The organism is Klebsiella sp. WP4-W18-ESBL-05 (assembly GCF_014169075.1).
GTDB lineage: Bacteria > Pseudomonadota > Gammaproteobacteria > Enterobacterales > Enterobacteriaceae > Kluyvera > Kluyvera ascorbata_B.
The window spans coordinates 2,020,289-2,034,282 of sequence record NZ_AP022057.1; the positions used below are offsets into that span (position 1 = coordinate 2,020,289).

Genomic DNA, 13,994 nt, shown 5'->3' on the forward strand with positions numbered 1-13,994 from the left:
CGTCAGCGCCAGTCCGCGAGCGGTAAACAGCGGCCGTTCGGCGGCACATCGTCCGGGTCGTGGGTGACCTGAACGACCGGAATCTGCTGCGCGCGTAGCGCGTGAAAGACCCACTGACGAAAGCTGCCGCGCAGCTGTTGATCGAGACGGCTGAACGGTTCATCCAGCAGCAGAGCATCCGGCTGCGCCAGCAGAGCGCGGAGCAAGGCCACCCTGGCGCGCTGACCGCCGGAAAGCGTCGCCGGATCGCGCGAGAAAAACCCGGCCAGCTCCGCGTGGGTCAGCGCTTGTTCAACCTGCGCATTACGTGCGCTGCGCGGCACGCTGGCGGGCAGGGCCAGCCGCAGATTCTGCCCAACGCTCAGATGATCGAACAGCAGCGCGTCCTGAAACAGAATGCCGATGCGCCGCTGCTCGGTAGGCAGCGCATCGCAGCGGCGGCCGTTGAGCCACAGCTGGCCCTGGCTGCGGAACGCGCCGTCCAGGGCGCCAACCATCCACGAAAAGAGCGTCGATTTTCCGCAGCCGGAAGGCCCCATCAGCGTCACAATTTCACCCGGCGCGACACTAAAGTTAACCTCGCGCAGCAGGGGCTGCTCTGCCTGCATGAGCGTTAAATTCTGCACCTGTAGCATCAGCGTAGCCCTCGTCTGAAATGGCTGATTCGCCGCGCCAGTAGCGCGGTTAACAAAAAGAAGAACATCGGCAGCAGCGTTTGCCAGAGTCCCTGAGCGGCAAGCGTGGCGGTGGCGCCGCCGCTGCTCAGCGCGACCGCTTCTGTGGTGAGCGTGGGAATGCGCCCGCCGCCGAGCCATTGCGTGGGGAGATATTGCGCGATGCTGACGGAAAAGCCGACGGCCAACGCAGAGAGCAGGGGGCGGATGACCAGCGGGCACTTTAGCTGTAAAAAGACGCGCCCGCGCCCCCAGCCCAGCGTGTGTGCCAGCAGCGTCTGGCGCGGGTCTATCTGCCGCCAGGCAGGACGCAGTACAAACAGCATCCAGGGGACGACCCACAGCAGGTGTCCCCACAGCACGGTACTGAACAGTCCGTCTACCCAGCCGTACAGCGCTAACTGATACTGCCCGGCGGCCAGCGGCAGCGCCGGCAGCAGCAGCGGCAGATCCAGCCAGCGCTGATGCCGCGCAGGCCCCCATTCCAGCCACAGCAGGCAGACGACAGCGCCAATCGTGGCCGACAGCAGCGCCAGCCACAGGCTGTTGCCGATCGTTTCCTGGCCGGGCAGCGCGCCGTGCGCCAGCGCCAGCAGGAACAACGCGCAAAGCGGGCCGCACAGCGGCAGAAGTTGCCCCAGGCTGCGCCCCGGTAGCAACGGGAAATGCGGCTGCCGTTCGCCGTCAAAGTGCGGCGTGCGGTTTTGCCCGTACCGCCACAGTCGCGCAGCGGCGCTGGCAATGACGGCGAGGGCCGCCAGCAACAGCAGGCAGGCCAGTGCGCCTTTGGCCTGCGTGTCGACGTCGCCGTCGTTCAACCACTGCCAGGCCAGGACTGCCAGCGTCGGCGGGTTCCCCGGGCCGACTATCATGGCGACGTCGACCACGGAAAGCGTCCAGGCGGTGGTCGCCAGCAGCGCAACGCTGAGCGATGGCATCAGCGAGGGCAGGATCACCCGATTAAGACACTGGCCGCGCCCGTAGCCGAGACTTTTGAACACCACCACCTGTTCCGCCAGCCGCCGCTCGCCGAGCAGCGCCCAACAGACCCATAGCAGAAAGCCGCTTTCTTTCACCGCCAGCACCAGCCCGAGTCCGATGCCATAGCGATCCTGAATCGGGCTCAGGGCCGGCAGCAGCCGATACAGCGCGCCGCCTTCGGCAAACAGCAGCAGCGCCGCGCTGGCAAAGGCCACATGCGGCAGCGCCAGCAGCCACGGCAGACGCGAGGCCAGCCGCTGCCAGGCGGGAGAGGGCCAAAGGGTGGCGATAATCAGCAGGGTTAACAGCAGCGCGCCGCCGACGGCAATCAGCGTTGAGATAAACGTCGCCGCTGCAGCCTGAGGCAGTTGAGGATCCGCCAGCAGCTGTTGCCAGGAGGATAGCGATAGCACAGGCGTGAAGAGCACACCCGCAGCGGGCAGCAGGGGCAGATAGATGACCAGCATCATGCCCCAGCACAGCAGAATCAGTGCGTACCGTAGCGGCGAAGCCATTCCTGCTCCAGCGCGTTCACCCAGGCAGCGTGCGGCTCAGCCAGCACCGGCGGCGTATCTTCCGGCATCAGCGCCCGCAGCGTTTTTTGCTGGCCGGCGCTGAGCGTTACCGGGTTGAGCACGCTCGGGTCACCCCATACGGCGGGGTCCGCTTTACGCAGTTGTGCCGTCGGCGACAGCAGGAAATTCGCCACCACCTGCGCTCCGGCGCTGGCCGAGGCATTTGCCGGAATGGTGACGAAGTGAACGTTGCCGAGCATCCCGGAGCGGAAGCCGAAGCTGTAGCTGTCCTTCGGCAGTTGGCCTTTTGCCACTTTCTGTCTGGCGTGCATAGGGTTAAAGGTCAACGACAGGCGTAGCGTGCCGTTGGCCAGCATGCTATCCATCCGCGCGGGCGAGGGCGGGAAATCTTTGCCCTGGCGCCACATCAGCGGATGCAGCCGGTCGAGATAAGCCCACAGCGGCGCGGTAACGGCGGCAAAGCTCTGGGAGTCCGGTGGCAGCTTAAGGGCGTCGGGTTGTGTGGTCAGGTTGATCAGCAGCTGTTCGAGCAACGCGGTGCCGGTAAAGTCCGGCGGACGCGGGTAGGTCACCGTACCTGGATGCGCCTGGGCAAAATCGAGCAGCGCCTGCGGTGATTGCGGCGGCTGCGGCGTTTGCTGCTGACGGGCGATAAAGGTCAGCTGCGCGCTGCCCCACGGTGATTCAGCGCCCTCGACCGGCACGGAAAAGTCTTCACGTACGGGCTTGCTGAGATCGACATAGCGCCAGTTTGGCAGCTGTTCTGCCCAGCCGGTGCGCAGCAGGTTGGCCTCTTTAAGCGTACGGAAGTTCTCACCGTTGACCCATAGCAGGTCGACCGAGCCGCGCTGGGTACGCCCGGCACGGGCTTCGGACTGGATGCGTTTAACCGTATCCGCCGCGTCGGCAATGTGCACAATCCGCAGGTTGATGGCGTAATCACGCTTCACTTCACCGCTGACCCAATCCAGGTAGTGATTGACCGCTTCATCGCCGCCCCAGGCGTTGAACCAAACGGTTTGGCCTTTGGCTTCATGTTCAATTTGCTGCCAGTCGACGGCGATGGCTGCCGATGAACATAGCGATAGCAGGCCCAGCAGCGCGCCGCGCAGGTAACGGTGTGATCCGTGATAACGCATCAGGATTTCCTCTTCTGGCGTTCGAGATAAAATGTCTTCGCGACAAAGATAACGATAGTCAGTGCGAACAGAATCAGCAGCCCCGTCACGAACCAGTACGTGCCGCCGGTAAGCATGCTGCCGACCCACGAATAGACGATGGTGGCGGGCAGTTGACCGAGGCCGGTGGCAATCAAAAAGTGGCGAAAGCGCATTGACGTTAACCCGGCGGCGTAGCTTATCGGATCGAACGGCACGAAAGGCAGCAGGCGGCAGATAAGGATCGTGTGTTTACCGTAGCGTGCAAAAAAACCGTCGACGCCGTTGAGCACCGCTTTTCCGGTGAGCTTTTCTACCACGCCGCGGCCCATAATGCGCGCAATATAAAAACATAGCGCTGCGCCGGCCATCGCGCTGCTCCAGGAGAGCACGCCGCCCCAGAATGCGCCAAACAGCGAGGCGTTGGCAAAGGTGATCAAAAACGCCGGCAGCGGCGCGGCGATAGCCTGAAAAATCATCAGCAGAAACGAGACGATCGCCGCTTGCGAACCGTAGGCGCGAATAAAACGCTCGATGCCCTGCTGGTCTACCGCCAGAAAGGCATCGAGGCTATCGCGAACGAACGCATGTACGCCGGGAATCCATAGCCATGCGAGCACCAGCGCCGTCAGCGCGGCAATCATCAGCAGTCGGGCGTACCAGATAGGCTTCATTTCTCGTCCTCTTCGGCCAGCGCAATGTGCTTATGGCGTGCGTAAGCCTTGGCCGCTTGTACCAGCGCAAACAGCACCAGCCCGGCAAGGCTAAGCTGAAGCACAAAGGTCAGGGTGATGCCTTCCGCCACCAGTTTGCTGGCCATCAACGTATAGATAACAATCCCCGGCAGGGTGGTGAGCGCAGAAACCAGGGTGTATGACCAGAAGGGCATCGACGTTAAGCCGTACGCGTAGTTCTGAATATTATACGGAAACAGCGGGATAAGTCGGGTCAGGATCAGAAAATCAATGCCGCTGTGGGCGATGCCGCGCTCGATAGCCTGAAAGGTGCGGGTATGGCCGACGTATTTGAACACCAGCGCGCGTCCCAACCCGCGGGCCAGCAAAAAAGAGAGCGCCGAGGCAACGGTCGCGGCGATAAGCGACAGCAGCGTACCGAGCCATGGGCCGAATACCATGCCCGCCGCCAGCACCAGGACGCTGCCCGGCAGCAGGCAGAGCGACGCGAGCACAAACAGGGCGATGTAAAGCGCATAGCCCATCGCGCCGCTGTGCTGCACGGTATCCTGTAATTGACGTAAATGGGTGACCAGCTCAATCAGGCCGATGCGGTGTATCAGAAAGGACAGCAGTGCGACAACGGCAACAATCAGCAGGAGCTTAACGGCTGCGTGGTTGCGACTTCTTTTGCATGGGGGTCCTCCTGCCGGGAAGAAAAGGTGCGCGCGACGGTATTATAGAACGGCCATCTCGGCAAGGATTTCGCGCCTGTTTGTTGATTTTGCTCAGGATTTTTACAAAGCTGCGTTAACGCGACGCCCTTTACGTCAGCAAAGCGCGCCGCGCGGCAACCGATTATTTAAACGTCGCCCATACCGGCGCGTGGTCCGACGGTTTTTCCATCCCGCGGATCTCATAATCGATGCCGGTTTCCACGCAGCGTGCTGCCAGCGGCTGGCTGGCCAGCAGCAGGTCTATGCGCAGGCCACGATTGTCGTCAAACCCTTTGGAGCGGTAATCAAACCACGAGAAGCGGTCGTTGGTTTCCGGGTTGGCGTGACGGAAGGTATCCACCAGACCCCAGCCGAGCAGACGCTGCATCCATTCACGCTCTTCTGGCAGGAACGAACATTTACCGGTGCGCAGCCAGCGCTTGCGGTTCTCTTCGCCGATACCGATGTCGAGATCGGTCGGGCTGATGTTCATATCCCCCATAATCAGTACCGGGTTATCTTTGTTCAGCCGGGTTTCCAGGTAATCCTGCAGATCCTGATAGAACTTGGTCTTGGCCGGGAATTTAGTTTCGTGATCGCGGCTTTCTCCCTGCGGGAAGTAGCCATTGATTACCGTCACGTTGCCAAACGGCGACGGCACTTCGGCAATGATAATGCGGCGCTGAGCGTCTTCGCCATCGTTCGGGAAGCCGCGATAAACCGCCACCGGCTCGGCCTTGGTCAGCAGCGCCACGCCATAGTGACCTTTCTGGCCATGATAGAAAATGTGATAGCCGAGCTTTGCCACTTCTTCCAGAGGAAACATGTCATCGTGAACTTTTGTCTCCTGTAGACCAATCACGTCGGGCTGATGCTTTTCGACAATGGCTTCCAGTTGATGAGGACGGGCGCGCAGGCCGTTGATATTAAAAGAGACAAATTTCATAGTCGTTGCCACTTTGCAGAGTGAATTGTGACGGGATAGTAGCAGAATTTAACGTCAGCCGCTGCCTTCACTCCGCGGTATCGCCAATTTCTTTGATGGCTGCTGCCATCTTCCCGAGCAAAATGTGCACCAGGTTGAGGCAATCTGCGCCGTGATGAAGCGTAAAGCTACGATAAATTTCGCAGTGGATCACAAATCCAGAATGATATTTTGCCGATGCATAACATTTCTTAATTTTGCCCTGCAAAGCGCCGTTAATGCCTTAATATTCACTTTTTATGCACATCTATTGAATGGTGATGGTGTGTAACCTATTGATATTTCGTTTGCAGTCCGCGTTTATGCAGTTTTCTCTCTCGCTGGCACGAACCGTGCAATCTACATTTACAGTGAAAAGCACTCAAATAATTAACATAAATTAAACCATTCATTTACCTGTAGAGGTCGCTATGTCTCAGTCAATCAGCCGTCAAGATTTTGATCAGTGGATGATGCCGGTTTATGCACCGGCACCGTTTATTCCGGTTCGCGGTGAGGGCGCCTGGCTGTGGGATCAACAGGGGAAAGGCTATATCGATTTTGCTGGCGGTATCGCGGTAAATGCGCTGGGACACGCCCACCCGGCGATGATACGTGCGCTGACCGAGCAGGCGGCAAAATTCTGGCATACCGGTAATGGCTACACCAACGAACCGGCGCTGCGACTGGCAAAGCAGCTGATCGATGCCACGTTTGCCGACCGCGTGTTTTTCTGTAACTCCGGCGCCGAAGCTAACGAAGCGGCACTGAAGACGGCGCGTAAGTATGCGCACGACAAGTTTGGCAGCCATAAGAGTGGGATCGTGGCCTTTAAGAATGCGTTTCACGGCCGCACGCTGTTTACCGTAACCGCCGGCGGGCAGCCCGCCTACTCGCAGGACTTCGCGCCGCTGCCGGGGGAGATCCGTCACGGGGTATATAACGACATCGACTCGGCCAGCGTGCTGATTGATGACGATACCTGTGCCGTTATCGTGGAGCCTATCCAGGGCGAAGGTGGCGTGGTACCGGCATCGGGTGAATTTTTACAGGCGCTACGCGCGTTGTGCGATCGTCACCACGCGGCGCTGATTTTTGATGAGGTGCAGACCGGCGTAGGGCGTAGCGGAGAACTCTATGCGTATCAGCATTATGGCGTGACGCCGGATCTGCTGACGACCGCCAAAGCGTTGGGCGGTGGCTTCCCGATTGGCGCGCTGCTGGCACGCGATGCGTATGCCAGCGTGATGACGGTGGGGACGCACGGCACCACCTATGGCGGTAACCCGCTGGCCTGTGCGGTGGCCGGTGAAGTGCTGTCGATCGTGAATACGCCGCAGGTGTTAAACGGGGTGAAGCAGCGCGAACAGTGGTTCAAAGAACGCCTGCAGGCGATTAACCACCAGTTTGCGTTATTTAAAGAGATCCGCGGCGTTGGCCTGCTGATTGGCTGCGCGCTGCGGGATGAGTATGCCGGGAAGGCGAAGCTGATAAGCCAACTGGCGGCTGAAGAGGGGCTGATGGTGCTGATTGCCGGGGCTAACGTGGTGCGTTTTGCGCCGGCGCTGATTATCAAAGAAGACGATGTGACCCTTGGCCTCAATCGCTTCGCCGCCGCCTGTGAACGGTTCATTGCGGGAGAATCATCATGATGATTATCCGTCCGGTCGGCGCAGACGATCTGCCCGGCCTCTATACGCTGGCGGGGGAAACGGGCGGCGGGCTGACCTCATTGCCGGCCGACAAACAGACCCTGGCGGCGCGTATCGCCCGCTCGCAGGCCACCTGGCAGGGCACGCTGCCGCGCGGCGACCAGGGCTATGTTTTTGTCCTGGAAGATACCCGCAGCGGCGCGGTGGTTGGGGTGTGCGCGATTGAGGTCGCCGTTGGCATCAACGATCCCTGGTATAACTACCGGGTCGGTACGTTGGTACATGCCTCGAAGGAGCTGAACGTGTATAACGCGCTGCCGACGCTGTTCCTGACCAACGATCATACCGGCAGCAGCGAGCTGTGTACCTTGTTTCTCGACCCGGCGTGGCGCAAAGAAAGTAATGGCCACCTGCTGTCCTCGTCGCGTTTTCTGTTTATGGCGGCCTTTCGCGATCGCTTTAACCACAAGGTGGTGGCGGAAATGCGCGGGGTAATTGATGAGCACGGTTATTCGCCGTTCTGGGAAAGCCTGGGCAAACGCTTTTTTTCTATGGAGTTTGCTCGCGCGGATTACCTGTGCGGCACCGGGCAAAAGGCGTTTATCGCTGAGCTGATGCCAAAGCATCCGATCTACACCGATTTCCTGAGCGAAGAAGCGCGGGCAGTGATAGGCCAGGTGCATCCGCAAACGGCTCCCGCGCGGGCGGTGCTGGAAAAAGAAGGCTTTCGCTACCGTGACTATGTCGACATTTTCGACGGTGGCCCGACGCTGGAATGTGAAATTGACCGGGTGCGCGCGGTGCGTAAAAGCCGTCTGGTGACGGTGGCTGAAGGCGAACCCGGCGGCGAGGACCTGCCGCTGTGCGTAGTGGCTAACGAACAGTACCAGCATTATCGCGCCATGCTGGTTCACGCTGACCCGGCGAGTGACAGCCTGAGCTTAAGCGCCGAACAGCGAGATGCGCTGAACTGCCATCCTGGCGATAACGTACGCCTGGTGCGCCTGTGCCCAGAGGAGAAAAAATAATGAGCCTGTGGATTAATGGAACCTGGCTTGCTGGCGATGGCCCGCGTCGCCAGCGCGCAAACCCGGTAAGCGGTGAAACGGTGTGGCAGGGGCACGACGCGAGCGTGCAGCAGGTGACCCTGGCCGTGGACGCGGCGCGGGCGGCGTTTCCCGCCTGGGCGCGCCGGCCGTTCGGCGAACGTCAGCAGATTGTTGAGGCCTTTGCCGGGCTGCTTGAGGCGAATAAGGCGGGGTTGACGGAAACCCTGGCACGCGAGACGGCCAAACCGCGCTGGGAAGCGGCGACCGAGGTGGCGACGATGATCAACAAAATCGCCATTTCCGTGAAGGCCTATCACAGCCGGACCGGCGAAAGCCAGGCCGATATGGCCGACGGGGCCGCAACGCTGCGGCACCGCCCGCACGGCGTGCTGGCGGTTTTCGGTCCCTACAACTTTCCCGGTCATTTGCCGAACGGGCATATCGTACCGGCGCTGTTGGCAGGCAACACGGTGGTGTTTAAACCCAGCGAACTGACGCCAGATTGCGCGCAGGCGGTGGTGAAACTGTGGGAACGGGCGGGGCTGCCGCCGGGCGTACTTAACCTGGTTCAGGGCGGGCGGGAGACCGGGGAGGCGCTGAGCGCCCAGCCGGGAATCGACGGCGTGCTGTTTACCGGCAGCTCGGCGACCGGTTTCCATCTGCATCGTCAGCTGGCCGGTCAGCCGCAGAAGATACTCGCGCTGGAAATGGGCGGCAACAACCCGCTTATCGTCGATGAACCTGCGGATATTGACGCTGCCGTACATTTGACCATTCAGTCGGCGTTTATCACCGCCGGTCAGCGTTGTACCTGCGCGCGCCGTCTGCTGGTGAAACGCGGCGCGCTGGGCGATGCGTTCCTGCAGCGGCTGGTCGAGGTGAGCGGACGGATTATTCCGGCCGCCTGGGACGCTGAACCGCAGCCGTTTATCGGTGGGCTGATTTCTGCGCAGGCCGCCGAACGCGTGTATCAGGCCTGGCAAATGCAGGTGGAAAAGGGCGGCGTGACGCTGCTGGCCCCGCGTATTCTCCAGCCGGGAACATCGCTGCTCACGCCGGGGATTGTTGATCTGAGCGAAGCGCGCGATCTGGCTGATGAAGAGGTCTTTGGCCCGCTATTGGGCGTCTGGCGTTATGATGATTTCGATCGGGCTATCGCGCTGGCGAACGCGACGCGTTACGGGCTTTCCTGCGGATTGATTTCGCCGGACCGGCACAAGTTTGACCGTCTGCTGCTGGAGGCGCGCGCCGGGATCGTGAACTGGAATAAACCGTTAACCGGCGCGGCCAGCACCGCACCGTTTGGCGGCGTGGGTGCATCGGGCAACCATCGTCCAGGTGCCTGGTACGCTGCGGATTATTGCGCATGGCCAATGGCCAGCCTCGAATCGCCGACGCTGGTGCTGCCTGCCGCGCTTAATCCCGGGCTGGATTTTCAGCGTGAGGTGCCCTCATGAACGCCTGGGAGGTTAACTTCGATGGCCTGCCGGGTCTGACGCACCACTACGCCGGGCTGTCGTTTGGCAACGAGGCGTCGACGCGTAATCAACATCAGGTGTCGAATCCACAGCGAGCGGCCAGACAGGGGCTGCTGAAAATGAAGGCGCTGGCTGATGCCGGTTTCCCGCAGGGGGTGATTCCGCCGCAGGAACGGCCCAACGTGGCGCTGCTGCGTCAGCTTGGGTTTAGCGGCCGCGACGAGCAGGTGCTGGCGAAAGCCGCCACGCAGGCGCCAGCGCTGCTCAGCGCCGCCAGTTCGGCGTCGGCGATGTGGGTGGCGAATGCGGCGACGGTATGCCCCTCCGCCGACGCGCTGGACGGAAAGGTCCATTTGACGGTTGCCAATTTGAGCAGCCTGTTGCATCGCGCCAGCGAAGCGCCCACCACCCAGGCCATCCTGCAGGCGATATTTGCCGATCCAGATAAGTTTGCCGTACATGGCCCGCTGCCTGCGGGCACATCGATGGGGGACGAAGGTGCGGCAAACCATAATCGGCTGGGGCGTGATTACGGGCAGCCGGGCACTCAGCTGTTTATCTACGGCCGTGATGCGCATGCCAGCACATCACCGCAGCGCTATCCGGCGCGGCAGACCCGCGCCGCTAGCGAAGCGGTGGCCCGGCTTAACCAGATCAATCCCAATCAGGTGATTTTCGCCCAGCAAAATCCGCAGGCGATCGATGGTGGCGTGTTTCATAATGATGTTATCGCCGTCAGTAACCGCCAGGTGCTGTTTTGCCATGAGCAGGCGTTTGTTGACCAGCCGGCGTTATTGCAGCTGCTGGCGCATAAAGTGCCGGGGTTTATGCCCATCGAAGTTCCCCGTGCGAAGGTGACGGTGGCGGAAGCGGTGGCGACCTACCTGTTTAACAGCCAACTGCTGAGTAAGCTTGACGGCAGCATGCTGCTGGTGTTGCCGGGAGAAGTGGAGGAGAACCCGCGCGTCTGGCGTTATCTGAATACGCTGCTGGCGCAGGATAATCCTATCGACGAGCTAAAGATGTTTGATCTGCGCGAAAGCATGGCCAACGGTGGCGGCCCGGCGTGCTTGCGTCTGCGGGTCGTGCTGACCGAAGATGAGCGCCGGGCGGTAAACCCGGCGGTGATGATGAACGATACGCTGTTTGCCACGCTCAATAATTGGGTCGACCGCTATTATCGCGATCGGTTGACTCAGGCCGATCTTGCCGATCCGCTGCTGCTGACAGAAGGGCGGGAAGCGCTCGACCGTCTGACGCAAATTTTACAGCTGGGTTCCCTCTACCCCTTTCAGCGTTAAGGAGGCGGCATGAAACAGTTTCTGGCATTAACGCTGGCGGGGCGGTTGCCGTCGCAGCCCGAAGGGGACATGGGCACGTTTCACTGGGAGTGGCGAGAAGCGGGGGTGCTGCAGCTGACGCCGCACCGCCCTTGCTCGCAGGCGATGGTGCTGTCGGCGGGGATCCACGGTAACGAAACGGCACCGGTCGAAATCCTCGATAAACTGTTGAGTGCGCTGATCGGCGGCAAGCAGGCGCTACGCTGGCATCTGCTGGTGGTGTTAGGTAACCCGCCGGCGCTGCGTGATAACAAGCGCTACCTGCACAGCGATCTTAACCGCATGTTCGGCGGACGCTGGCTGCATTTTCCGGTCAGCGATGAAACCATCCGTGCCGCCAGTCTGGAGCAGACCGTGACGGCATTTTACCAGCGCTGTGCGGCCGACACGCGCTGGCACCTTGATATGCACACCGCCATTCGCGGCTCACATCACCCGCGCTTTGGCGTCCTGCCGGCGCGCGAGCTGCCTTGGGAGCCGGAGTTTTTAAGCTGGTTAGGCTCAGCGGGGCTTCAGGCGCTGGTGTTTCATCAGGCACCGGGCGGCACGTTCAGCCATTTTACTAGCGAGGCCTTTGCGGCGCTGTCATGCACGCTGGAGCTGGGTAAAGCGCGGCCGTTTGGGCAAAACGAGCTGAGTCAGTTTGCCCTGGTGGAACGACAGTTGGCCAATCTGCTGGCGGACGAGCGCGGCGGCGGCTGTGCAACGCCGCCGCTCAACTACCGGGTGGTACAAGAAATAACGCGTCGCAGCGCTGAGTTCCAGCTGCACATGTCGGCACAGACGTTGAACTTTACGCCGTTTGCCAAAGGGACGCTGCTGGCGCAGGACGGCGAGATCCGCTACGTGGTGCAATCGCCCTGCGAGTACGTGCTGTTTCCTAACCCTGACGTCGCGCTGGGTATGCGGGCGGGGCTCATGCTTGAACGTCTTCCCCCATAATATAAAAAAGCCGCACATCATGGTGTTGCGGCTTTTTATTATTTCTCCTCGAGGATATTGCAGAATATTCCTGGTGTTTTGCTTTATTAATAAACATGCTTGCTTTATACTTCTTCAAAATCTCTTCTTAATCAGCATATTGCATATTTTTGTTGCAACTCTCCACAGTTTATCCTTAATTTCCTCATAATTGTCGTAAAATTTTTTTTTACACTTTCATTGTTTTACCTACACTCTGATTATTTGACGATAAACCCCGTAAAGTTAATCTCGTCAACACGGCAATGCGCCGTCAGAATAACTGAAAGTAAGGACTTGATGATGAAAAAATTAACTGCACTGTTTGTTGCTTCTACCCTGGCTCTGGGCGCGGCTAATCTGGCTCACGCTGCGGATACCACCACGACCACCGCGGCAGATGCGACGCAGCCGGCCGGTAAGATGATGCATCATCACAAAGGTAAGATGGGCCCACGTCACGATATGATGTTCCAGGGGCTGAACCTGACCGATGCACAGAAACAGCAGATTCGCGACATTATGAAAGACAGCCGCGAACACATGAAACGCCCGCCGCAGGAAGAGATGCGTGCAATGCACAGCCTGATTGCCAGCGACAGCTTCGACAAAGCTAAGGCTGAAGCACAGATTAACAAGATGGAAGAGCAGCATAAGACCATGATGCTGTCTCGTCTGGAAACCCAGAACAAGATTTACAACATTTTAACGCCGGAACAGAAAAAGCAGTTTAATGCTAATTTTGAGAAGCGTCTGACAGAACATAATGCACCGGAAGGTAAAATGCCTCCTGCGCCTGCCGAATAATCGACCCGGCATACGATCTTAAGACCGCCGAAGTTGCCCATAAATGCCGATGGCTATGGGCAGCTCCGGCGGTTTTCTCATTTATCGCTTCCAGAAGTCATCAAAAACGGTAATCGGCGGACGGCGTTTGTGCTCCGTCTTCAGATACCAGCCTTCGATAATCTTCGCCTGTTCAGGCGCCAGGGTTTTACCTTCCAGATAGTCGTCAATGTTGTCATAAGTGACGCCCAGCGCGACCTCGTCCGGCAGAGAAGGGCGGGAATCTTCAAGGTCAGCGGTGGGGGCTTTCAGATAAAGATGCTCAGGGCAGCCCAGCGCGGCGAGCAGCTGTTTGCCCTGGCGCTTGTTGAGGCGGAAGATGGGGTTAATGTCGGTGCCGCCGTCGCCGTATTTGGTGAAGAAGCCGGTTATCGCTTCCGCTGCATGATCGGTACCGACCACCACGCCGTGGGTCATCCCCGCGATGCTGTACTGGGCCTTCATGCGCTCACGGGCTTTTTCATTGCCGCGAACGAAGTCGCTCAGCTCAATGCCTGCTTCGCGCAGCGCCTGTTCGCTGGCCAGCACGGCTCCCTTAATATTGACCGTCAGTACGCGGTCCGGCTGAATAAATTCGATGGCATCCTGACAGTCCTGTTCGTCGGCCTGCACGCCATAGGGCAGGCGGACCGCGATAAACTGCAGCGCACTGTCGCCGGTTTCCGCGCGCAGCTCGTTAATGGCCTGTTGGCACAGCTTGCCGGTTAGCGTCGAATCCTGACCGCCGCTGATTCCCAGCACCAGGGATTTGATAAACGGATAGGTTTTCAGATATGCCTTGAGAAAATCCACGCTGCGGCGGATCTCTGCTTGTACATCTATTTGTGGTTTTGCGCCGAGCGCCTGAATGATCTCTTGCTGTAATGCCATTTACCCCTCCGGAATGAGTGTGCCAGCCTTGCCGATAGCCCATCAGAACAAAGTGTTAAAGCTACCTCTTTGACGGTAAAACGACAAGGATCACAGT

Annotated in this window: 14 protein-coding genes; 7 read left to right on the plus strand and 7 right to left on the minus strand. The window is 59.5% G+C overall.

Annotation, left to right across the window (positions count from 1 at the left end; all coding sequences use genetic code 11):
• Positions 1 to 2: 2 nt before the first annotated feature.
• Genes H7R58_RS09660 through H7R58_RS09680 form a run of 5 tightly spaced genes read right to left on the minus strand, consistent with a single transcriptional unit; the run spans position 3 to position 4,681 of the window.
• Entirely contained in the window at positions 3 to 635 is a 633-nt protein-coding gene (locus H7R58_RS09660) for an ATP-binding cassette domain-containing protein (protein WP_106926516.1), read from the minus strand.
• Complete coding sequence (locus tag H7R58_RS09665) at positions 635 to 2,170, minus strand: ABC transporter permease family protein (protein ID WP_182929061.1); 1,536 nt, start codon at positions 2,168 to 2,170, stop codon at positions 635 to 637. Before H7R58_RS09665 ends, H7R58_RS09660 begins: the two co-directional genes overlap by 1 nt.
• A complete protein-coding gene (locus H7R58_RS09670; protein ID WP_413774309.1) occupies positions 2,143 to 3,330 on the minus strand; it encodes an ABC transporter substrate-binding protein in 1,188 nt (395 codons plus the stop codon). The genes H7R58_RS09665 and H7R58_RS09670 overlap by 28 nt, the downstream gene beginning before the upstream one ends.
• Positions 3,330 to 4,022: a TVP38/TMEM64 family protein gene (locus H7R58_RS09675; protein WP_182929060.1), complete on the minus strand. Its 693-nt coding sequence runs from the start codon at positions 4,020 to 4,022 to the stop codon at positions 3,330 to 3,332. Before H7R58_RS09675 ends, H7R58_RS09670 begins: the two co-directional genes overlap by 1 nt.
• Positions 4,019 to 4,681, minus strand: coding sequence for a TVP38/TMEM64 family protein (locus tag H7R58_RS09680; RefSeq protein WP_182930647.1), 663 nt, complete (start codon positions 4,679 to 4,681; stop codon positions 4,019 to 4,021). The genes H7R58_RS09675 and H7R58_RS09680 overlap by 4 nt, the downstream gene beginning before the upstream one ends.
• Between H7R58_RS09680 and H7R58_RS09685 the strand changes: the two genes are divergently transcribed.
• Positions 4,607 to 4,765, plus strand: coding sequence for a hypothetical protein (locus H7R58_RS09685; RefSeq protein ID WP_181357991.1), 159 nt, complete (start codon positions 4,607 to 4,609; stop codon positions 4,763 to 4,765). The two genes, H7R58_RS09680 and H7R58_RS09685, sit on opposite strands and share 75 nt — an antisense overlap.
• A gap of 115 nt (positions 4,766 to 4,880) precedes the next feature.
• On the opposite strand, the gene xthA is transcribed toward H7R58_RS09685, so the two are convergent.
• Positions 4,881 to 5,684 carry an exodeoxyribonuclease III gene (xthA, locus tag H7R58_RS09690; RefSeq protein WP_182929059.1) on the minus strand — a complete coding sequence of 268 codons (804 nt, stop codon included), beginning with the start codon at positions 5,682 to 5,684 and terminating at the stop codon, positions 4,881 to 4,883.
• Between the two features lie 449 nt (positions 5,685 to 6,133).
• Between xthA and H7R58_RS09695 the strand changes: the two genes are divergently transcribed.
• The 6 genes from H7R58_RS09695 (at position 6,134) to spy (ending at position 12,988) form a co-directional block, all read left to right on the plus strand.
• Positions 6,134 to 7,354, plus strand: coding sequence for an aspartate aminotransferase family protein (locus H7R58_RS09695; protein ID WP_182929058.1), 1,221 nt, complete (start codon positions 6,134 to 6,136; stop codon positions 7,352 to 7,354).
• A complete protein-coding gene (gene astA, locus H7R58_RS09700; protein WP_182929057.1) occupies positions 7,351 to 8,382 on the plus strand; it encodes an arginine N-succinyltransferase in 1,032 nt (343 codons plus the stop codon). Before H7R58_RS09695 ends, astA begins: the two co-directional genes overlap by 4 nt.
• Positions 8,382 to 9,860, plus strand: coding sequence for a succinylglutamate-semialdehyde dehydrogenase (gene astD / locus H7R58_RS09705; RefSeq protein WP_182934706.1), 1,479 nt, complete (start codon positions 8,382 to 8,384; stop codon positions 9,858 to 9,860). Before astA ends, astD begins: the two co-directional genes overlap by 1 nt.
• Positions 9,857 to 11,182 carry an N-succinylarginine dihydrolase gene (gene astB / locus H7R58_RS09710; protein WP_182929055.1) on the plus strand — a complete coding sequence of 442 codons (1,326 nt, stop codon included), beginning with the start codon at positions 9,857 to 9,859 and terminating at the stop codon, positions 11,180 to 11,182. Before astD ends, astB begins: the two co-directional genes overlap by 4 nt.
• Before the next feature lie 9 nt (positions 11,183 to 11,191).
• On the plus strand, positions 11,192 to 12,163 hold the full coding sequence (gene astE, locus H7R58_RS09715) for a succinylglutamate desuccinylase (protein WP_106926535.1): 972 nt from the start codon (positions 11,192 to 11,194) through the stop codon (positions 12,161 to 12,163).
• Positions 12,164 to 12,481: 318 nt separating this feature from the next.
• Positions 12,482 to 12,988, plus strand: coding sequence for an ATP-independent periplasmic protein-refolding chaperone Spy (spy, locus tag H7R58_RS09720; RefSeq protein WP_181357992.1), 507 nt, complete (start codon positions 12,482 to 12,484; stop codon positions 12,986 to 12,988).
• 81 nt (positions 12,989 to 13,069) lie between these two features.
• On the opposite strand, the gene nadE is transcribed toward spy, so the two are convergent.
• Positions 13,070 to 13,897: an ammonia-dependent NAD(+) synthetase gene (gene nadE, locus H7R58_RS09725; RefSeq protein WP_106926539.1), complete on the minus strand. Its 828-nt coding sequence runs from the start codon at positions 13,895 to 13,897 to the stop codon at positions 13,070 to 13,072.
• Between the last annotated feature and the right edge of the window lie 97 nt (positions 13,898 to 13,994).